19 protein-coding genes, 1 tRNA gene and 1 other annotated feature are annotated in these 19,680 nt (G+C 52.7%); of the genes, 6 read left to right on the forward strand and 14 right to left on the reverse strand.

The genetic code is table 11. The features are described 5' to 3' along the window. The first annotated feature begins 82 nt into the window (after positions 1 to 82). Both ACH6EH_RS13620 and ACH6EH_RS13625 read left to right on the forward strand, forming a co-directional pair. Complete coding sequence (locus ACH6EH_RS13620) at positions 83 to 853, forward strand: class I SAM-dependent methyltransferase (protein WP_397332710.1); 771 nt, start codon at positions 83 to 85, stop codon at positions 851 to 853. A 49-nt stretch (positions 854 to 902) separates the two neighbouring features. Further along, positions 903 to 1,120, forward strand: a binding site (T-box leader). A 43-nt stretch (positions 1,121 to 1,163) separates the two neighbouring features. Then, positions 1,164 to 3,053: an arginine--tRNA ligase gene (locus ACH6EH_RS13625; RefSeq protein ID WP_397332711.1), complete on the forward strand. Its 1,890-nt coding sequence runs from the start codon at positions 1,164 to 1,166 to the stop codon at positions 3,051 to 3,053. 50 nt (positions 3,054 to 3,103) lie between these two features. Here ACH6EH_RS13625 and ACH6EH_RS13630 read toward each other — a convergent pair whose 3' ends face one another. Both ACH6EH_RS13630 and ACH6EH_RS13635 read right to left on the reverse strand, forming a co-directional pair. After that, on the reverse strand, positions 3,104 to 3,559 hold the full coding sequence (locus tag ACH6EH_RS13630) for a hypothetical protein (protein ID WP_397332712.1): 456 nt from the start codon (positions 3,557 to 3,559) through the stop codon (positions 3,104 to 3,106). Positions 3,560 to 3,620: 61 nt separating this feature from the next. Then, positions 3,621 to 3,694, reverse strand: a tRNA-Arg gene (locus ACH6EH_RS13635). Between the two features lie 175 nt (positions 3,695 to 3,869). On the opposite strand from ACH6EH_RS13635, the gene ACH6EH_RS13640 reads away from it, so the two are divergent. Next, positions 3,870 to 4,157 carry a magnetosome magnetite crystal formation protein family gene (locus ACH6EH_RS13640; RefSeq protein ID WP_397332713.1) on the forward strand — a complete coding sequence of 96 codons (288 nt, stop codon included), beginning with the start codon at positions 3,870 to 3,872 and terminating at the stop codon, positions 4,155 to 4,157. 103 nt (positions 4,158 to 4,260) lie between these two features. Here the strand turns inward: ACH6EH_RS13640 and ACH6EH_RS13645 are convergent, their stop codons facing one another. Together ACH6EH_RS13645 and ACH6EH_RS13650 are read right to left on the reverse strand one after the other, a co-directional pair. Beyond that, positions 4,261 to 4,626 carry a hypothetical protein gene (locus tag ACH6EH_RS13645; protein WP_397332714.1) on the reverse strand — a complete coding sequence of 122 codons (366 nt, stop codon included), beginning with the start codon at positions 4,624 to 4,626 and terminating at the stop codon, positions 4,261 to 4,263. A 65-nt stretch (positions 4,627 to 4,691) separates the two neighbouring features. Then, positions 4,692 to 5,021 (reverse strand): hypothetical protein, encoded by a 330-nt coding sequence (locus tag ACH6EH_RS13650; RefSeq protein ID WP_138225040.1) that lies wholly within the window; start codon positions 5,019 to 5,021, stop codon positions 4,692 to 4,694. 157 nt (positions 5,022 to 5,178) lie between these two features. Between ACH6EH_RS13650 and asnB the strand changes: the two genes are divergently transcribed. After that, positions 5,179 to 7,023 (forward strand): asparagine synthase (glutamine-hydrolyzing), encoded by a 1,845-nt coding sequence (gene asnB, locus ACH6EH_RS13655; RefSeq protein ID WP_397332791.1) that lies wholly within the window; start codon positions 5,179 to 5,181, stop codon positions 7,021 to 7,023. A 75-nt stretch (positions 7,024 to 7,098) separates the two neighbouring features. Here the strand turns inward: asnB and ACH6EH_RS13660 are convergent, their stop codons facing one another. The 3 genes from ACH6EH_RS13660 to ACH6EH_RS13670 form a co-directional block, all read right to left on the reverse strand. After that, complete coding sequence (locus ACH6EH_RS13660) at positions 7,099 to 7,731, reverse strand: XTP/dITP diphosphatase (protein WP_397332715.1); 633 nt, start codon at positions 7,729 to 7,731, stop codon at positions 7,099 to 7,101. A 3-nt stretch (positions 7,732 to 7,734) separates the two neighbouring features. Beyond that, on the reverse strand, positions 7,735 to 8,493 hold the full coding sequence (gene rph, locus ACH6EH_RS13665) for a ribonuclease PH (protein ID WP_208203358.1): 759 nt from the start codon (positions 8,491 to 8,493) through the stop codon (positions 7,735 to 7,737). An 82-nt stretch (positions 8,494 to 8,575) separates the two neighbouring features. Further along, a complete protein-coding gene (locus ACH6EH_RS13670; RefSeq protein ID WP_208203359.1) occupies positions 8,576 to 9,643 on the reverse strand; it encodes a GerMN domain-containing protein in 1,068 nt (355 codons plus the stop codon). Between the two features lie 153 nt (positions 9,644 to 9,796). Here ACH6EH_RS13670 and ACH6EH_RS13675 point away from each other — a divergent pair, with 153 nt between their 5' ends. Next, a complete protein-coding gene (locus ACH6EH_RS13675) occupies positions 9,797 to 10,354 on the forward strand; it encodes a phosphatidylglycerophosphatase A family protein (RefSeq protein ID WP_175415224.1) in 558 nt (185 codons plus the stop codon). Between the two features lie 57 nt (positions 10,355 to 10,411). Here the strand turns inward: ACH6EH_RS13675 and ACH6EH_RS13680 are convergent, their stop codons facing one another. The 7 genes from ACH6EH_RS13680 to ACH6EH_RS13710 form a co-directional block, all read right to left on the reverse strand. Next, the gene (locus tag ACH6EH_RS13680) at positions 10,412 to 11,188 is read right to left on the reverse strand and encodes a hypothetical protein (protein ID WP_397332716.1); all 777 of its coding nucleotides are present in this window, start codon (positions 11,186 to 11,188) and stop codon (positions 10,412 to 10,414) included. A gap of 154 nt (positions 11,189 to 11,342) precedes the next feature. Continuing rightward, positions 11,343 to 13,775: a glycogen/starch/alpha-glucan phosphorylase gene (locus tag ACH6EH_RS13685; protein ID WP_397332717.1), complete on the reverse strand. Its 2,433-nt coding sequence runs from the start codon at positions 13,773 to 13,775 to the stop codon at positions 11,343 to 11,345. Between the two features lie 30 nt (positions 13,776 to 13,805). After that, positions 13,806 to 14,909: a glucose-1-phosphate adenylyltransferase subunit GlgD gene (gene glgD, locus ACH6EH_RS13690; RefSeq protein WP_397332718.1), complete on the reverse strand. Its 1,104-nt coding sequence runs from the start codon at positions 14,907 to 14,909 to the stop codon at positions 13,806 to 13,808. Positions 14,910 to 14,967: 58 nt separating this feature from the next. Further along, positions 14,968 to 16,131, reverse strand: a complete 1,164-nt coding sequence (locus ACH6EH_RS13695) for a glucose-1-phosphate adenylyltransferase (RefSeq protein ID WP_397332719.1) — start codon at positions 16,129 to 16,131, stop codon at positions 14,968 to 14,970. A 308-nt stretch (positions 16,132 to 16,439) separates the two neighbouring features. Further along, the gene (locus ACH6EH_RS13700) at positions 16,440 to 17,453 is read right to left on the reverse strand and encodes an MBL fold metallo-hydrolase (protein WP_397332792.1); all 1,014 of its coding nucleotides are present in this window, start codon (positions 17,451 to 17,453) and stop codon (positions 16,440 to 16,442) included. Positions 17,454 to 17,846: 393 nt separating this feature from the next. Continuing rightward, positions 17,847 to 18,119 (reverse strand): hypothetical protein, encoded by a 273-nt coding sequence (locus ACH6EH_RS13705; RefSeq protein WP_138225030.1) that lies wholly within the window; start codon positions 18,117 to 18,119, stop codon positions 17,847 to 17,849. Between the two features lie 170 nt (positions 18,120 to 18,289). After that, positions 18,290 to 18,514 carry a helix-turn-helix domain-containing protein gene (locus tag ACH6EH_RS13710; RefSeq protein WP_208203364.1) on the reverse strand — a complete coding sequence of 75 codons (225 nt, stop codon included), beginning with the start codon at positions 18,512 to 18,514 and terminating at the stop codon, positions 18,290 to 18,292. A gap of 285 nt (positions 18,515 to 18,799) precedes the next feature. Here ACH6EH_RS13710 and ACH6EH_RS13715 point away from each other — a divergent pair, with 285 nt between their 5' ends. After that, complete coding sequence (locus tag ACH6EH_RS13715; RefSeq protein WP_397332720.1) at positions 18,800 to 19,678, forward strand: MurR/RpiR family transcriptional regulator; 879 nt, start codon at positions 18,800 to 18,802, stop codon at positions 19,676 to 19,678. Positions 19,679 to 19,680: the final 2 nt, after the last annotated feature.

The raw sequence follows: 19,680 nt of genomic DNA on the forward strand, positions 1-19,680 counted from the left end.
GCTATTTAGTATTTCTATTTATAACACTCTAAGAGTAATAATAAGTGCAACATAACAAGTCTTTTGTTGGGAGGAATTATCCATGGCAGATTCTCAGAGATGGAGTCCAGAAGAATATGACCGCTCTATGAGTTTTGTATCCGGATTCGGTAAGGGTCTGATCGACTGGCTATCTCCGCAGGAAGGTGAATCGATTTTGGATTGGGGCTGTGGAACCGGCGATCTGGCTTACAGCATTTCACGCTCCGGTGCTGAAGTAACGGGAATGGATTTCTCGCACGATATGGTCCGGGCTGCATCCGTCAAATACCCCGAACTTCACTTTATACAAGGCAACGGAGAAAATTTTACCTCCGATATTTCGTATGATGCGATATTCTCTAATGCTGCACTGCACTGGATGAAAGACGCAAAAAGCGCCGCATTGTCGATCCACCGCTGCTTGAAGCCTGGAGGACGACTCATTGCTGAATTTGGCGGGCAGGGCAATATTGAGATGATCCTGAAGGCTGCATTGGACACGTTAAAAACAGATTACGGGATCGAAGCCGCCGGTCGAAATCCATGGTATTTTCCAACCCTTGGCCAGTACACTTTATTACTGGAGGAAGCAGGCTTTCGGGTTACACAGGCGCTGCATTATGAGCGCCCCACTCCTCTTCCAGATGGGAAAAAGGGAGTACATCATTGGCTCTCTCACTTTGGACAAATGCTTTTCTCGGGAATGAACCCGCAGGACAAGAAGGATGCCTACCATAAAATAAGTGAGCGAGTAAAACCCGCCTTATGGAACGGGGAATGGTACAGCGCTGACTATACGCGCCTTCGTATCGCTGCTATAAAATGTAGTTGATTTTCACATAATATTGGTTATAATATGAAAAACATTATGTACATATCAATGCAATTCAATGATCGGGAGAGTAATGAACGTATATCTATGTCCAAGCGAGCCGGAAGAGTGGGAGCCGGTACAGATTCGTTCACGAAACGGGCCCGGGAGATGGATCTCCGAAATTTATAGTAGGAGTCCCGGCTTACACCGTTAACGTATAAAGTGGCTGAGTGTGTTTACATCAGCAACAAGAGTGGTACCGCGAGCCAAATCCTCGTCTCTTATAAGAGACGAGGATTTTTTTATTTTATCCTAGGAGGAAAGCATAATGCTGTGCCAGTTTATTAAATCATCCGTTCTAACCGCAGTTCAGGAAATCTTATCCTTATCGGGACAACCGGCGTCAGATGAAGCAAGCCTGCGGATCCAGATTCAGCAGCCTGCCAACATAAAGCATGGGGACTATTCAACCAATGCCGCCATGCAGCTGGCCAAGACACTGCGCAAACCGCCACTCTCTATCGCTCAAATGATTACAGAGGTACTCCAGCAAAACCCGAAATTTAGCGAGCTATTTCCGCAAATAGACATCGTTGCTCCCGGCTTCATCAATTTCAAAATCCATTGGACGGCCTGGGCCAAGATGAATACTGAAAAACCAGAGCCTGCAGGACAAAAAGTGGTTATCGAGCACACCTCCATTAATCCGAATAAATCAGCACATATCGGTCACTTGAGAAACTCCTGTATCGGGGACACTCTCGTTCGGCTGCTCAGGAAAAATGGATATCATGTAGAGGTCCACAATTATATCGATGATTTGGGGAATCAGCTGGCGGATACACTGGTTGGCCTGCTCCAGCAGCCTATAAATGGCAGCCACAAACGATTCGGCGATTTCTGCTGGGATGTTTACGCTGCGGTGAACCGGGCTTATAAGGAAAAACCTGATTTGCTGCAAAAAAGAACCGAAGTCCTTCATGCACTTGAAAAAGGCGATCAAAACATAGCCTGGATCGGCCTCATTACTGCAGAACGTATTGTGCGCGAGCATCTGGAAGAGATGCAGCAGTTTGGCATTGAATATGACCTGCTGGTTTGGGAGAGCAGCATTGTTAAAGAAGGTTTCTGGAACACCGCCTTTCATCTGCTACAGCAAACACCTCTTTTTGTTCAAGAAACTCAAGGCAAGCTTGCGGGCTGCTGGGTGTTAAAACAAAACCATTCGGATGATGAAAGTTCGGGGGGCATGAGGACCCTAGAGCAGGATCACAGCTTGGATAAGGTGCTCGTGCGCTCTAACGGCATTTTGACCTATACGGCAAAAGACATTGCCTACCACTTGTGGAAATACGGGCTGCTGCAGAACGATTTTTCATATACAGACTTTACTGAAGGGGTATGGACCACCGCGCCCAACAACACCGGTCAGATCAAGACGTTCGGACGGGCGGATGCCGTCATCAACGTCATTGACTATAGGCAGCAGTATCCACAAGCCATGGTAAAACAAGCGTTGGAGGTGCTTGGGTTTCAAGAAGAAGCGCAAAAGCTCCGCCATGTCAGCTACGGTGTCGTGTCTTTAAGTCCTGCCGCCGCTGAAGAATTGGGAGTGGATACATCCGAAAGAAAAGCTTCCTACGCCATGTCCGGGCGACAGGGAATCGGAATCAAAGTCGCTGAGCTGATCGAACGCGTGGAAGCTTTTATAGAGGACAACCGCTCGGATAAAAACGGGCTGGCAAGCCGTGACATCGCTATCGCCTCGATCCGTTATTACCTGCTTCGGTTTGCTCTGCAAACTGAGGTGGTATTTGACTTGAAGCAGGCAACAGAGATTTCCGGGAACACCGGTGTCTATCTGCTGTATTCATACGCCCGGTCGCTGAGTGTGCTGAATAAAGCCGGCTTAAAGGATCAGCTGCCAGAGGCGCCCGAGCACATTGAGGCACTTGAGGTTCAGGAGCATGCCTTACTGCGACATATCAGCATGTGGAATGAAACACTCGCTGAGGCCGCGCAGGAGTTATCACCGAGCACCATTTGTAACTATGCATACGAATTAGCTTCGCTCTTCAATCATTTTTATGCGGCTTGCCCTATTTTGAAATCAGAAGGCCCCCTGCATCAGCTTCGGGTCTGGTTGACCTTGTTATTCAGGGATACCCTCAAGGAGGCGTTGGATGTACTAGGCCTGCCCGCACCTGAAAGGATGTAACGCTGAGATATTGCCCACTTTAATCGCCTGCTGGAGCATCTCGCCAAAGCTTAGGACGACTGAAGGCCGCGGAGCATGAGCCGGACGATTACAGCGGTGCCCTCATGCTTAACGTCTGCAATCATCCAGTTGACGGCCAGGCGCTGCTCCAGCAGCTTTAGCTGAGACTCTGACAGGGTCAGCCCCTCGATCATTCCTTCGCCAACCGTAAAGTCGGTTTCGGAATTCAGGCCGAACGTCTGCTCCAGCCATATTTTGAGACCGTTGCGAGTATTGAAGGTGATCCGGTAGCCCTCTTGAATGGCTTTTTGCAGATCCTCTCCATGCTCTTCGGCATAGCTGATCCATTCTTCGTAGCGGTAATGCTCATGCTGAGCCGGTGCAAACACCTGGAGTGACTGCTCTCTTACCCCCTGCAGCAGCTCTTCGGCAGACAGGCCGCAGCGACGGGCACGCTCCAGAAGAATGGCGGAATGCTGGGATATTTTTGGAATAGATACGGACATCTTGGAACCCCCTTTGGGTTATAAAAAAACCGCCAAATCGGCGGTTTCATCTTTACTAATACGTCCCAGAAGGGATTCGAACCCCTGACCGACGGCTTAGAAGGCCGTTGCTCTATCCAGCTGAGCTACTGGGACATGAGCTATGTAATGGTATATCCATCAAAACAGTGACGAAGACTATTATAGCGTAAGTTTATTCTTTTTCAAAGTATTTTTTTGCGTTAGCCTCATGCTCTCCATAGCAATGCACCTGAAACAAGGGTAATATAAGAGTAAACTGCACCATATCATCCACATGGGAGGGATTTGCATGCGCCAGCTGTTGTCTTCGCTATCGTATTTCAGCATTTTTTTTGCTCCATTTCTGTTACCGATTGCCGTCTGGATTCTCGCCGGGGACCGCTTTGTAAGGGAGCATGCCAAAAGAGCACTCCTCTCGCATCTGTTTCCTGTAGCCGCAGGCATTCTGCTGCTGATTATGGCCTTTAGTGCCGGGTCCTTCGGCGCAGTCATAGGATATGTCATTTTGTTCGCGATCATTTACTTCGGCACCTTCGTGTACAACATCATTCAAGGCATCCAGGTTCTCAGGGATTGAGGAAAAGCCGGACTGCTCACGCAGCCGGCTTTTTTTTTTGCTGCACTTACTCACTTTCGAAAAGATAAACTTGGTGTTCATAACCGCTGCTTCGCTCCCTGGCCTACATCCTATTGCCACCGCCAAAAAACCGCTTATTCAGCTGCTGCTGAAGCGAGCCTGTGGACAGCAGTTGCTGCCTGAAGCTGTCGCGCTCCTCCTCCGCCGTCGCCATCAGGCTGCTTTCAAAAGCCGTATCTGTCGCATCCACAAACGCTTCGTGAAAGCTGTTGTCGTACCAGTCATACTCTAATGAGGCGTCGCTGCGGACGAGCTTGACCAGCTCGTAGCCTCCAACGGGTGCAGATGGAGACAGGTACGCCAGCACCGTAACGTCTCCGCTGCTCGCAGGGTACACTTCAATCTCCGCGCAAGGAGCTCCGTTGACCTCTGTCATTCTGCGAATCTTGGCATCCTTGATCTGATACATAATCCATCTCTCCTTCTTCTTTATAGATCCACCATAGGCAAGGCTGTTTTATCATCACGGTCTTCCTAGTCATCCCTATTCCCGCTCCGGGGCATGAGCCTGTATTCTTCAATCAGGGCTCGTGTCTGTGCTGATCCCAACCGGTGAATACTCCGGTATACTTCATCCAAAGTGCCCTGAAAGCGAGCATTAGTCTCTGCTTCCGGCGTATCCGGCCAGGGGAAGACGAAGCCGGTAAAGTCCTCCTCTTCCTGCTCCTGCAGCAGCTCCAGCTGCATTCTTAGCTGCTCTGCTTCCTCTGAAGTCGCTTGAATCTCCCACTCATAGGCGCTCGCACCCTGTTCATTCAGGACCGAGCGGCCGTGAACGGACACATAGTATGTGGATTTATTCAACAGTCATCCCACTCCTTCGCTGGCCTGCTCCTCTTGTAGTTTTCGTTTAAGGACAGACATTTTATGCCTCCCTTCGGCATATATCTTTATCACTTTGGCGATTTTAGTCCCATGGAGAAGGTCAGCGGAGATCACATACAAAGAGAGGATGAACTACATGTGCGGAATAACCGGCTTTATACAATGGAATGGCGACCTGACCCAGGATTCCAGACTGCTGGTCAAAATGACAGAAACTTTAGCGCATCGCGGACCTGACGGCTCGGGAACCTGGATATCCGGCCCTTGTGCCTTTGGACATCGGCGCCTCAGTGTCATCGATCCCGAGAACGGAGCGCAGCCGATGATTATTCATCGGGAAGAAGAGGTTTATGCCATTGTGTATAACGGAGAACTATATAATGCAGGCGAATTAAAAAAAGAGCTGTCCAGCCGCGGTCACTCCTTCAGGACCACATGCGATACAGAGGTGCTGCTGGTGTCCTACATGGAATGGGGGCCGGACTGTCTGGAGCGGCTTAACGGCATCTTTGCCTTTGCGATCTGGGACAGCGTTCAGGAGCAGGTATTTCTTGCGCGGGATCGCGTCGGGGTAAAGCCGCTATTCTACAGCTATGTGGATGGGACGCTTGTGTTCGGCTCCGAGCCGAAAGCGATTTTGCAGCATCCTAAAGTGGAGCCTGTCGTAGGTCCGGAAGGCTTGGCCGAGGTCTTCATCGTAGGCCCCGCACGAACACCGGGCCACGGTGTATTCCGCGATCTGGCCGAGCTTCGTCCCGGACGCGCCATGATCTTCAACCGGGAAGGGCTGCGCACCTACACATACTGGAAGCTTGAAAGCCGGCCTCACGAGGATGACGAAGCCCAGACAGCGGCTTATTTGAGAGAGCTGATTCAGGATACGGTCGAGCGTCAGCTTGTTTCGGACGTCCCGGTGTGCTCCCTGCTCTCCGGTGGTCTGGATTCCAGTGCCCTGTCCGCCCTGGCGGTGCAGTACTATACCCGCACAGGACAAGGGCAGGTCCATACGTATTCTGTCGATTATGTCGATAACGACAAGCATTTCAAATCCCACGCCTTTCAGCCGGGTGCCGATGCGCCCTGGATTCAGCGAATGCAGGAAGAGCTCAAATCCAAGCATCACTGGATTGAATTTGACACACCGGAGCTTGTCAATACACTGGAGCTGTCAACCGAGAAACGGGATTTGCCGGGAATGGCGGATGTGGATGCTTCTCTGCTGCTCTTCTGCCAGGAAATCAAGAAGGGCGCAACGGTTGCGATTTCTGGCGAGGCCGCAGATGAAATTTTTGGCGGCTACCCTTGGTTCCACCGCGAGGAGGCTCTTCAATCCGGAACGTTCCCCTGGTCTGTTGCTCCCCAGCTGCGCAGTGAGCTGCTATCTCCGGAAATCCGGGAATGGATCTCACCGCTTGAATATCTTGCTGACCGGTACAGCGATGCGGTGGCGGAGGTGCCGCTGCTGGAAGGCGAGGATGCCGGGCAGGCCAGAATGCGCGTCATGTCGTATCTGAACATTACGCGCTTCATGCCTACTCTGCTGGACCGGAAGGACCGTATGAGCATGGGGGCGGGGCTGGAGGTCCGCGTACCGTACACGGATCATCGCCTGATCGATTACGTGTTTAATATTCCGTGGAGCATCAAGACCGCAGGCGGACGGGAAAAGGGTATTCTCCGCAAGGCGCTGGAAGGCGTGCTGCCCCAGGATGTCCTGTACCGCAAGAAAAGCCCCTATCCGAAGACCCATAATCCGAATTATCTCTCCGCTGTCAGGCAGCGCATGCTCCATGTGCTGGAGGATTCTTCTTCGCCGATTCTTCCGCTCATTGATGCCGCTAAAATAAGGGAGCTCGCCGCTTCGTCAGAAGCCTCGTCTAATCTCCCCTGGTTTGGCCAGCTGATGTCCGGCCCTCAGCTGTTTGCCTACTTAACTCAAGTGAATCATTGGCTCAAAGCCTACAAAATTTCTATTAAATAAGAAGTCTGCAGCCCTAGGTATCATAAAAAGCCCGCGCCCCGGAGGATCTCGATCCCGGGGCGCGGGCCCTCATGCTTATGACTGAAATTCCCGAAGTCTGTCCGTCAACGCCCGCAGGGCGTGACCCCGGTGGCTGATTTCCTGCTTCTCCGCAAGCGTCAGCTCCGCCATCGTCTTGCCGTACGACTTCAGATAGAACAGGGGATCGTAGCCGAAGCCGCCCTCTCCATGAGGCTTGGCGGTAATCCAGCCGTCTATCGTGCCTCGGGTCTCTATATGCTCGCCGCTGTGCGGATCATACAGGACCAGGACACATACAAACTGAGCTTGGCTTAGCAGAGGCTCTCCGGCATCGTCTGCCGTGCGCAGACGCTCCAGCTCGGTCAGCAGCTTGCGGTTGTTTGCTTCATCGTCCCCATGGGTTCCTGCATAACGTGCCGAATATACCCCGGGATCTCCGCCCAGCGCATCCACACACAAGCCCGAGTCATCCGCGAGCACAGGCAGATTCAGGGCATCTCCGATGATTTTTGCTTTCTTGATAGCATTATCGGCGAAGGTCGTTCCATCCTCAATGACATCCGGCAGATCCGGATAATGAAACATGCTCTGTACAGACCACCCGAAGGCCGCAAAAGCATGGGCAAACTCCTTCACCTTTCCCGGGTTCCGCGTTGCGACAATAATACTATTTCCGGTCAGCTTCATATCTTACACCCCGCTTCTGGAGCCCGCTGTGCCAATCTTATCTGCAATCGGCCCCAGAATTTCCCGCTGGCGGGCAATCAGCTCCGAAATTCCTTTCTCGCCCAGCTCCAGCATGTCATTCAGCTCGGAGCGCGAATACGGAGCTTCTTCCCCGGTGCCCTGAACCTCCACGAATTTGCCGCTGCCGGTCATCACAAGGTTCATATCCACCTTCGCCTTGGAATCCTCTTCATAGTTCAAATCCAGCAGCGCCCGGCCTCCTGCAATGCCGACGCTGACCGAGGCCAGATAGTCGGTAATGGGGAATACATTCAGCTTGTGCTGCTCAGCGATCTTGTTGACTGCAATGCTGAGCGCTATAAATGCGCCCGTGATGGAGGTAGTCCGCGTACCGCCGTCCGCCTGGATGACATCACAATCCAACGTAATGGTACGCTCGCCTAAAGCATGCAGATTCACAACAGAGCGCAATGCCCGACCGATCAGCCGCTGAATTTCCATCGTCCGGCCGCTGAGCTTGCCGCGGTTGGCTTCACGCTGGTTACGGGAATGTGTCGCCCGAGGCAGCATGGAGTACTCGGCAGTGACCCAGCCTTTTCCTTGTCCTTTCAGAAACGGAGGAACCTTCTCGTCCACCGTTGCGGTGACCAGCACTTTGGTTTCTCCCATTTCGATGTACACGGAGCCTTCTGCATATTTATTGACATGAGTTGATAAATTCAAGGGCCGAAGCTCGTCGTTCTTGCGTCCGTTAGATCTCATCTTTTTGCCTCCTACTTTATCGCAATACTGGTTAGCTTCCTTTATTTTAACAAAGGTGACGCATAAAAGCACCCTGCCGGAATCAGATTGGAATCTCGTTGATATGCTCTGGACGGCTGACCGGCTGGCTGTAGCTCACACTGTCCGTACCAGTTACCTCAGCCAGATCATTCATTTTGATCTTTACTTTAGTGGCTCCGGCATTCTCTGTCACCGTCAGGACGACAGCCTGCAGCAGCTCCGCCGGGATATGATCACCCTGCTGGAACATGCTGTCGCTTAAAGCCACGGTCAGCGATCCGTCTTCTCCCTGCTCTACGCCTGTCAGTGTCGTTCCTCCCGTCATCACCATCGCGAGCCCGTCACCAAACTGCGGTCCGCGGATCAGCTCATGCACAGCCGCCTGAACAGCATCCTGTCCGGCAGGCACCAGGCGCGTTACCGGAACATAATACTGTACTCCTCCTGGCGTCACTCCAGAAAAGTACACCGTCACCGGTGAGGACTGACTGTACTGGGTATCATCCGCTTTCTGCAGATTAATGCCCATGGTGCGGGACAATGGGCGATCCAGCGGGGTGCGGTTTAGCGGCATCTCGGTCAGCTTCTCCCCCGCTACCCACAGCTCCGCCTTCTCGACTCCCTTTTGCCCTGTGAGCGTCCAGGTCAGGGCTTCCAGAATCCGCCGTTCCTCCTTGTGATCGTACTTCTTGAATGCTTCGTTAAACTCTACCATGGCGAGCTTGCGTTCTGCGTCTACAGTCACATTCGTCACTTCTGTGCCTGCCGGCAGCACACCGCTGAAGCCTTCAGGGATGTAGCCGGCGTACGGGCTGTTCTTCACCAGCACCATGATTGCACTGGAAATCGGGTCTTTGGCACTGTCTTTGGGTAAAGCAAGAGTAACGGGGGCAAGCATACCCTTCGAGTCCGAGAGGTATACTGTATTCTGGACGGCATCATCTGCCAGAACGGGAATGACGCTGGCGCTGCTGTTCGCGGCGCCGATCATTTGGGCCTCGAGCTGCGCTGGCGGCGGATCCACGGCCTCCGACTCTTTCCCCCCGAAGGGACCGCAGCCCGCCAGCAGAATAGGTACCGCCAGCAAGCCAGCGGCTGAAAGTCCGCGAATGGAGTGCTTCTGTGTCATGTATAGTTCCTCCCTACATTTTGTACAGGTTGTACTCCTATGTATACGAGCTCTTTTCCAAAACATGACCGTCATTTACCCTTTCTGGACAAAGCACCTGCCGGACAAGTACAATCAATACCAACCCTACTTAAACCAGAACGGAGGATGAGTATGACAGAAGCTAACATTCCTTACAGCCTGAACAGCAAGAAGGTTGCCGAAGCGACCACCCGCCTGCTTCATGAACGCGGGGTTACCATGGAAGAGATCGCCGAGCTGGTCATGTTTCTGCAGAAGAAATATTATCCCGACCTGACCATGCAGGAGTGCATCGAGAACGTCGAAAGCGTGCTCGCCAAGCGGGAAATCCAGAACGCCGTCCTGACCGGCATTCAGCTGGATATTCTGGCAGAGCAGGGTCAGCTGATGTCCCCGCTGCAGGAAATGCTCTCCAATGACGAAAGCTTATACGGTGTCGATGAGGTCCTCGCCTTCTCGATCGTCAATGTGTATGGAAGCATCGGCTTCACCAACTATGGTTATGTAGACAAGCTGAAGCCGGGCGTTCTGCAGCGGCTCAACGATAAATCGGATCATACGATACACACCTTCCTCGATGATATTGTCGGAGCCGTAGCCGCGGCTGCCAGCAGCCGGATCGCGCATCGCAAGCAGGGCGAGCGGGAGATCGAGCTGACGGGAGATACCGAGGAGAATCATAACCTCTAGCCTGCAGCAAAGCCGGTATGGGAAAATCCCAGCCGGCTTTATTGTGCTCCATACGCTTTAAAGCTTCAGGCATTGCTCAGCCCGAGCCCGAATCTCGGCGCTCATGCTTGCATGTACGGGATAGATGCTTTCCAGGAAATCCAGAATGATCAGCGCAGATTGCGGTGTGTTCTCATATCCCTGGAGCATGGAGCCCAGCTTCTTGGAGAAGGCCGGAAAGCGGATTTCCAGCCTGCGCTCCTGGCCGAAGGGATCCGGAAACCCTTCCGCCTCGTTCTCCAACAGATGAAGAATGGACATGAGGCCATCTAGAGGATAGCCCTGCACAAATTTAAAGGCCGACATTTTCTCTCCACGCAAATAGCGCCCCAAGCCCACATACAGATTCGTTACGGCTTCACCAACGGCATGATCCAGAGACATTGCTCGCCGTGATGGAATTAAGCCGCGGCCTGCTGCAAGATCGTCGGGAATCAGAGCCGAGCTTTTCCATATCATCCGTCCCCCGGTGTATAGTGCACGCTCCAGCTCATCCTGCTCAAATACGGCAAATTCTCCGTAAATCCCATCCTGGAACAAAAATTTATAGCCGATCTCACAATTCATAAACCGGTACGCCAGCGGACAAACGACCTCAAGCCAATCCAGAGAATCAATCAGCTCCTGCTTGCGTCCAGGCCTTGCAATGACAAAAAAATCAAGATCCGAATATTCATCCAGCCGTGCAGTCTCCACTCCCACAGAGCCCAGGCCAAACAAGGCCAGCGCTTCTTCCTTCTTCGACAAAGCTCTCCCGATTGCGTCCAGCCGCTCCAGCAAGGGGTTCGTATGCATAAGCATCCTCCTTCTCATATCTCTTATTTTACAAGGTGTAACAGTGAGTATACGGACGCTCATAACATCAAAAAAGGGTTCAACCTCTTCAGATCGAGAGGTTGAACCCTTGGGGGTTACATAGCCTTTAGGTTAGAAACAATGAATGATGCCTTCAGCTCTCACGGCGCACGGGAGCAATATCCCAAATATCTGCAGCATAACGCTCAATCGTACAGTCACTTGAAAAATGCCCGCTGTTCGCGATGTTCACGATGGACTTGCCTGCCCAAGAGACGGAATCGCGGTAAGCCTGCTCTACCTGCTTCTGAGCAGCCGCATAATCATCAAAATCCCGCAGGACGAAGAACTCATCATTATGGTCGAGCAACGCCTGACGAATGATTTCAAACTCCCGTTCGTGGCAGCAGAACGGCCCTTCTGTCACGAGAGAATCCAGCACGCGCCGCAGGCGGGCATCCTGATGATAAAGTTCCCGAGCGACATACCCTCCATGCCGATAGTAGTTCAGCACTTCTTGCGAGCGGAGCCCGAACAGGAACATATTCTCCTCGCCAAGCAGGTCGAACATTTCCACATTCGCGCCGTCCAGCGTGCCAATGGTCAGCGCCCCGTTCATCATAAACTTCATATTTCCGGTACCGGACGCTTCCTTCCCCGCTGTCGAGATTTGTTCACTGACGTTAGCCGCCGGAATAATCTTCTCTGCCAGAGATACCGAGTAGTTCTCCAGAAAGACCACCTTCAGCTGCTGTGACACCTGAGGATCCCGGTTAATGACATCCGCGGCCACATTGATCAGCTTGATAATGCTCTTCGCCAAGTAGTAGCCCGGCGCGGCTTTAGCGCCGAAGATGAAGGTTCTTGGGACACGCTCGACATTCGGCTGATCCTTGATTTCGTGATACAGGTGGATCACATGCAAAATGTTCATCAGCTGCCGCTTGTAGCCATGCAATCGTTTTACCTGAACGTCAAAAATAGACTCCGGATCCACCATAACTCCCTGCTTGTCTTGGATATACGCTGCCAGGCGCCGCTTGTTGTCCAGCTTGATGCCCATCAGGACATCCTGTATGTGCCGGTCATCCTTGAACTTCGCAAGCTCCTTCAGCTGCAGAGGAGAGGTGGTCCAGCCGCTGCCGATGGCTTCGCTAATCAGGCTGCTGAGCTTCGGATTGGCATGCATGAGCCAGCGGCGATGTGTTATGCCGTTCGTTTTATTATTGAACCGATCCGGATACAGCTCATAGAAGGGCTGCATGACATCGGTTTTCAGCAGCTCGGTATGCAGACCGGCTACGCCATTAATGCTGTTGCTGCCTGCTATGGCAAGATGCGCCATTTTGACCTGGCCGCTCTCCAGAATGGCCACCTGGGACACAAACTCCTGAGACCGTCCCTCCTCCAGCAGCTGGCCGCAGAAACGTTTGTTCATTTCCTCAATAATCATATAGATGCGTGGCAGCAGCTCCCGAATCATATTCTCAGGCCACTTTTCCAGCGCTTCGCTGAGCAGTGTATGATTCGTATAGGATACGGTCTGAACGGTAATGTCCCACGCTTCGTCCCAGCCAAAGCCCTGCTCATCCATCAGAATCCGCATCAGCTCCGGAATTACCAGAGTGGGGTGCGTATCATTAATATGCACAGATACCTTCTCCGGCAGCTCCGTGTAAGGAAGCTTCAGCTTCTCAAAGGTTCGAAGCAGGCTTTGCAAGCCGGCGGAGCACAGGAAGTACTGCTGCTTGAGCCGGAGCAGCTTGCCTTCATAGCCGGAGTCATCGGGATACAGAAATTCCGAGATTGACTGCACGGAACGGCTGTAATTCAAGAAGGAATAATAGCTGTTTTGGCCATCCTGCGCCATCTTGATAGGATCTACGGCGGATTCCGCACTCCACAGACGCAGCGTGTTCACTCTGCCTTCGCCATGGCCAATGACCGGCACATCATAAGGAACGGCCCATACCTTCTCGTACCCGGTAGTCTCAAACACCGTGCGTCCGTCCCGCTCACTCATCTCGACACGGCCCCAGAAACGGACCTCTACCTTCTTGTCGGGACGGCGCTCTTCCCACACATTGCCCCGCTGAAGCCAGTCATCCGGCAGCTCCACCTGATGGCCGTCGATAATCTTTTGTTCAAACAGACCGTATTTATAGCGGATGCCGCAGCCGTGTCCGGCATATTGGAGCGAGGCAAGAGAATCCAGAAAGCAGGCGGCCAGGCGGCCTAAGCCGCCGTTGCCAAGCCCTGCATCCGGCTCCTGGGACTCGATCTCATCAAGATCCCAGCCGAGCTCCTTCAAGCCGTCCCGGACGGTCTCCAACATGCCGATATTCAGCAGATTGTTGCCGAGCAGGCGCCCGATCAGAAACTCCATGGAGAAGTAGTATACCTGCTTCTCTTCCTGTACCTTCGCGATCCGGTTGCTTTCCGCCCAATCCCGGCCAATATTTTCACGGATTAAGGATCCTAAAATTTTGTACACATCGCCGGCTGTTGCTTCTTCCATACTCTTGCCGAGCCGACTAACGAGCTGCTCCTGAAACGACGCCTTGAACAATTCTTTATTGTTAAACAAAAGATGAAGCCTCCTGACCATAGTAAAAATTTAGATCACCGTATCCTTGGCAACGACGTACGGCTTGCGTACATCTCCCTGCAGCTTGATTCCTGCGGTAATTCTGACGTCTTTGTCCAGTATGACATTCTCCAGCACCACGCCCTCTTCAATGACGCATTTCTGCATAATGATCGAGTTATGGATGCGCGCCCCTTCCTTGACCTTCACGCCGCGGAACAGAATGCTGTTCTCCACCTGGCCATCAATCTGACAGCCATTTGCCACCAGAGAATGGTTAACCTGCGCTCCCTCCAGATATTTGGCCGGAACCTCATACTTGATCTTGGTCAGCACCGGCTGCGGATCAAACAGAGCGTGGAAGGTATCCGGATTAAGCAGCTCCAGACTGTTGCGGTAATAGCTTTCCAGTGAGTTAATGACCGCATGATAGCCGGTATGCTGATAAGCGGCAATCTTGAGCTTATGCCGATTCTTCTGGATGGCATCCCTGAAGACATGGCTTTCCTGGTGGGCAATGCACTGGTTGACGAGCTGCAGAAACAGATTTTTTTCCATAATAAACATTTCCATATAAATGTTCCGGTTGTCCTGCTCATGATGAATATCCGTGACCCGTCCATCCTCTGCAACGTCCAGGCGAACACAAGGGCGGTGCTCGGGGAGCAGCTCCTCGGGAGTGCTGTAAATCAGAGTCACGTCAGCCCCCTGCTGGATATGATATTCATAGGCGGCGCAGAAATCCACACTGCCTAAATGCTGACTGCCGGAGTACACAATATGCGGTGCCGGACCGCGCTCGAAAAAATCCAGATTATTATAAATGTGCTGCATTTCTCCGATAGATACATCTGACGGATCGTTCCAGTCGGGAGGGAGAATAAACAATCCGCCCCGCTTCCGGTCCAGATCCCAGGGACCGCCTTCTCCCAGATGATCCAGCAGGGACCGGTATTTGCGGCGCACGAACAGCGCGATATCCTCCACCCCGGAGTGCATCATATTCGACATTACAAAATCGATCAGCCGGTAGCGTCCGGCAAAAGGCACGGCCGCACCGCAGCGGAAATAGGTCAGCTCACTCAGTACATCCAGCTCGTGGTCCAAATTAATTACGCCGATCATGGATTTCATCGTCTACACCGTCCCTCATTATAATAGCTATGCTGCAGGCTCATCAGCGCTGGGTACTTTAATGACTCCCGGTCGCTTCCGGCGACACATCCGCCTCCTCCTCGCTGATCAGCCTGATTTCGGAATCGTCTTCTCCCTGCGGACCAATGACGCTGCCGTCCGGGATGATCATGTTCTCCGTCACAATGGCGCGATGGATGGTGACATTCCGCCCGATCTTCACCTTCGGCATAATGACCGAATCGGTAATCACGCTGCCCTCACCAACCTCTACGCCGTAGAACAGCACGGATTGGCGGACCTCGCCGTATACCCGGCAGCCCTCATTAATCATACAGTTGCTGACCTTGGCCAGTGGAGCGATGTACTGAGCCGGCTGATTGGGGTTTCGGGTATAGATGCGCCAGTCGGGATCGTTCAGATCCAGCTTGGGATGCTCGGAGAGCAGATCCATATTACCTTCCCACAGGCTCTGGACGGTTCCGACGTCTTTCCAGTAGCCCTCAAACGGATACGCATACAGGGTACGGTTCTCCTCCAGCATTAACGGAATAATGTCTTTGCCAAAATCGTGAGTCGTATCGGGATTGCGGACGTTCATCAGCAGATACTCACGCAGCATTTCCCAGCGGAAAATATAGACTCCCATGGAAGCCAGCGTGCTCTTGGGCTGCGCGGGCTTCTCTTCGAATTCATAGATCCGCAGGTCATCCTCGGTGTTCAGAATTCCGAACCGGGTCGCCTCCTCCATGGATACATTCACGACGGAAATGGTGCAGTCGGCATTTTTTTCTTTATGGTATTGAAGCATCCGGTCATAGTTCATCTTGTAGATGTGATCCCCGGAAAGAATCAGCACATGCTCCGGATTGTATTGCTCAATAAATTTCAGGTTTCTAAAAATCGCATCCGCTGTTCCCCGGTACCAGGTTGTCCCGTCCTCCCGTTCGTAGGGAGGGAGCACGAAAACACCACCGTTCTTCCGGTCCAGATCCCAGTCGCTGCCTACCCCGATATAGGAGTGTAGCACGAGCGGCTCATACTGTGTCAGCACCCCGACAGTGTCGATGCCTGAATTTGCGCAGTTGGACAATGGAAAATCAATAATACGGTAAGTCCCGCCGAAATATACGGCCGGTTTTGCCAGATTGCGGGTAAGGCTTTTCAGCCGTTTGCCCTGGCCTCCGGCAAGCAGCATCGCTACCATTTCTTTTCTTTTCATGGCAGATTCTCCTTTGCGTATGGTATGAGGGGTGCGGCCATCATGAATGGAAAGCGGCCGTACCGGTAATGCGAGTGTACTCTGGGCGGCTGGCGCCTATGCCTGAGAGATGCGGCCAAAGGAGAGATCCGGGGAAAGCCCTTATGTACAAAGCCAAGCGGCTCAGGCGGCGAAAGAAACAGCCATTACACATCATTAAACGTTTATCCGGACTCATAATCCGGCTATCTCTACCATATTCGAAAATGCGTTGTCCATAAACCTTTATGTCAGCAGGGTGTGAGGATTAGTTTAAGGAAAGCCGTGATTTACTCCGGCACGGCAAACGAAATCCATCCCTCCGGGTGCTCCCGGGGCACGGCTCGGGAGCGCCGGGACAGCTCGGCGAGATGGGCCAGCGCTTCGCACATGGCGAAGCGCATCTGGTGGATGCCGAGCCGGCCGCCGAAGAGGGCGGTGCACACCTCGAAGGCGCTTTGGGGGCCGGCCGTCTGCAGGAGGCCGGCCGCGGTGTCCAGCCGCTCCTCGTGATGGGCGAGGAGCGCGTCAATCCGTTCACGGTAATGCGTGAACGGGTTTCGGTGTCCGGGATACGCAGTCCGGACCGGGAGCTCCCGGAGGCGGCGCAGCCCCTCCAGGAAGCTGTGCAGCGGCTGGGCGTCGCTGCCCGGCAGCAGGCTGACGTTCGGCGAGATTTGCGGCAGCACGGCATCGCCGCAAATCAGGTCGCCGCTCTCTGCATGCCAGAAGGACAAGTGTCCCGGCGCATGTCCATGGGTCTGTACCGCTTGCCACAAACGTCCGCCAAGCGGCACAACATCACCGTCTTGCAGAAAGCGCGCCTGCGGAGCCGGCTTGACCTGCGGCAGGAAGGAGTCCAGATGCCCCGGCAGCTGCTCCAGCCACGCTGCAGGCATGCCATGAATGCGAAAGAACGCCGGCAGGTCTGCACTCATGCTGCTGTGCTTGCCCCACATGAGCTCGGCTTCCTGATGAGCACGCTCCGACATCCACACCGCAGCCCCGCTGAGCTCCTGAAAAAAGCCTGCCAGCCCGTAATGATCCGGATGATGGTGAGTCAACACGATTGAGGTGATCTCTTGCACCTGCATTCCAAGCTTCTGCAATACCAGCTCCCATTCCCGCTCTGCCCGCGCCGTGCGAGGCCCGGGATCAATAACGGCAAGCTCCCTGCCGTGCTGCAGCACATAGCTGTTTACCCAGCGCAGCGGATTATCCAGCGGGATTTTAATCTGAATCAGGCCGCTCCTGTACTGGAGGATTTCCGGCTCATGGGATAAGATGTTGGAATAGGTAGACATCAATAACTTGCTTTGACGCATGGACTCCCAGCTCCTTTTGAATAATGGACATCGTTTAAATGATGAATAACGCAAAAAAAGCACGCTCGTCTGAAGGGACGAATGTGCTCGCGGTACCACCCTGTTTCGATCTGTCCTGCTCAGGCAGGCAACAGATCCTCTCATCGGCAATAACGGGCCGGGCCGGTCTATTGGCCGTTTCACCCGCTAGGCTCAAGAGACAACTCCAAGGGAAGGAAGACTACAGTCGTGCGCGAGAAGCCTCTCAGCCTAGGGCTTCCTCTCTGACGCGCCGTCATCTGTATCTTATAATCCTTGATCAACGTTATTATGCGAAATGGATTTGCCCATACCTTACCTTGTCCCTGCCGATAAAGTCAAGCGAAAACAGAGCTATACCGGATACAGCTCCTCGTAACGCTCGGCCTTTCCCTTGCAATCCCGGCAAAATCCACGGACAACGCCCGCTTCATTCGCATAAAAAATGAGTGTGCTGCGCTGTTTGCATCTGCTGCAGGCTTGTGCCTTATGCTGGCGTTTCTTTCTTGCCTCTTCAAGGGAGATTACATTTCTGCTGGTTCTGGGGGCAGGTTTACGAAGGAAGTAGAACAGTCCAATAACGGCAATGACTGTAATCGGAAGCAGGTAGATCAGGAGTTTGTCCATGCCAAGCCCTCCCACAATAAGTTCTTTTTTGTTAAATACCCATTTGGCATTTGACTCACTCAGCGAAGCTGAACTTTTTTTATTGTGCCTAAATTCATTATACATAAAAGAGCTCCCTTTTCCCGATGGAAAAGAGAGCTTTCGCGCAAAGGTGTGTATGCGGCAGGACGTCAGATTTTCAGCTCTCCCAGCTTGATCAGTTCAACGACGGCTTGCGAACGGCCTTTGACGTTCAGCTTTTGCATAACATTGGAAATATGGTTTCGCACCGTTTTCTCGCTGATAAACAACTGCCCGGCGATGTCGCGAGTCGTTTTGTCCTGCACCAGCAGCTCAAATACTTCTCGCTCACGGTGGGTTAACAAGAACTTGCTGTGTTGATCATTTCCCTTCAATGGTGTCACCCCTCCTTGCCCGGGTATGTGTGGTCTAACAAGGTTAAGGGATACAGTCAACACATCATATGAGAACCCGGTGGCATTGGTGCGCCGGGGTATTCATTTTGGGCGGGGAGCGCAGGCTATGGGATAGCTACATATGAAATTGCCCCTTGATTCCTGACATGGAATGGTCTAACATGGACATTATTAAAATTATTTTCTTATTTATATTAGATTCACAATAATTATTTTCACAGCAAAAGCCGTTAAAGAAGAAGAAGAAGAAGAAGGAGGCCTCGCATGGCACCCGTTCTGCACATTATCGCTGTAGAGAAGAACGCTCTGCCCCGGCAGGAGCGGCGGCTGGCTGATTTTATTCTGGAGAACCCGGGAAGCATTGTACATCTGGGAATTAAGGATCTTGCCGAGCAGTGTGAGGTCAGCCCGGCTACGATCACCCGCTTTTGCAAGCATTTTGACTGTAAGGGGTATCCGGATTTCAAGGTCAAGCTGGCGTCCGAAATGGCTCATGCCGAGATCACCTCCCGCTCCGGACAGACAAGGTACCAGGATATTGTCGCAGGCAACCCTCTGGCGGGCATTGTGCAGGCCATGGAGAGCAATCATCTGAAGTCCATTCAGGATACGACCTCTCTGCTGGATTTGGGACAGCTGGAGCGTGCGGTGGATGCACTGTGCAAGGCTAAGCGGATTGACCTTTACGGCATTGCCACCTCGTCCATCGTGGCCCAGGATTTCTACCAGAAGCTCGTCCGGATCGGCAAAAGCTGTACGGCCTTTGCCGATTCCCATATGCAGATCACCTCAGCATCCAACCTGGGTCCGGAGGATGTCGCCATCGCGATCTCCTATTCCGGAGAAACGCCGGAGACTATTGATGCACTCAGCTGCGCCAAGAAGTCCGGCGCCTTTACGATCAGCGTCACCTCTTACCGCAGCAGTGCACTGGCCTCACTGTCTGATATTGCCCTGTACTCCTCCTCACTGGAGGAGGGCATGCGCCGCGGAGATATGGCCTCCCGCATTGCCCAGCTTCATATTATTGATATTTTATTTATGGGCATGGCCAGCCGCGATTTCTCTACTTATGTACCGAGATTAGAGCAGTCTTATCTGAATGTACAAAATTACCGTAAAAGCCGAGGAGGTCTTGAATAGAC

Source organism: Paenibacillus sp. JSM ZJ436 (assembly GCF_044383795.1).
GTDB classification, from domain to species: domain Bacteria; phylum Bacillota; class Bacilli; order Paenibacillales; family Paenibacillaceae; genus Paenibacillus_AQ; species Paenibacillus_AQ algicola.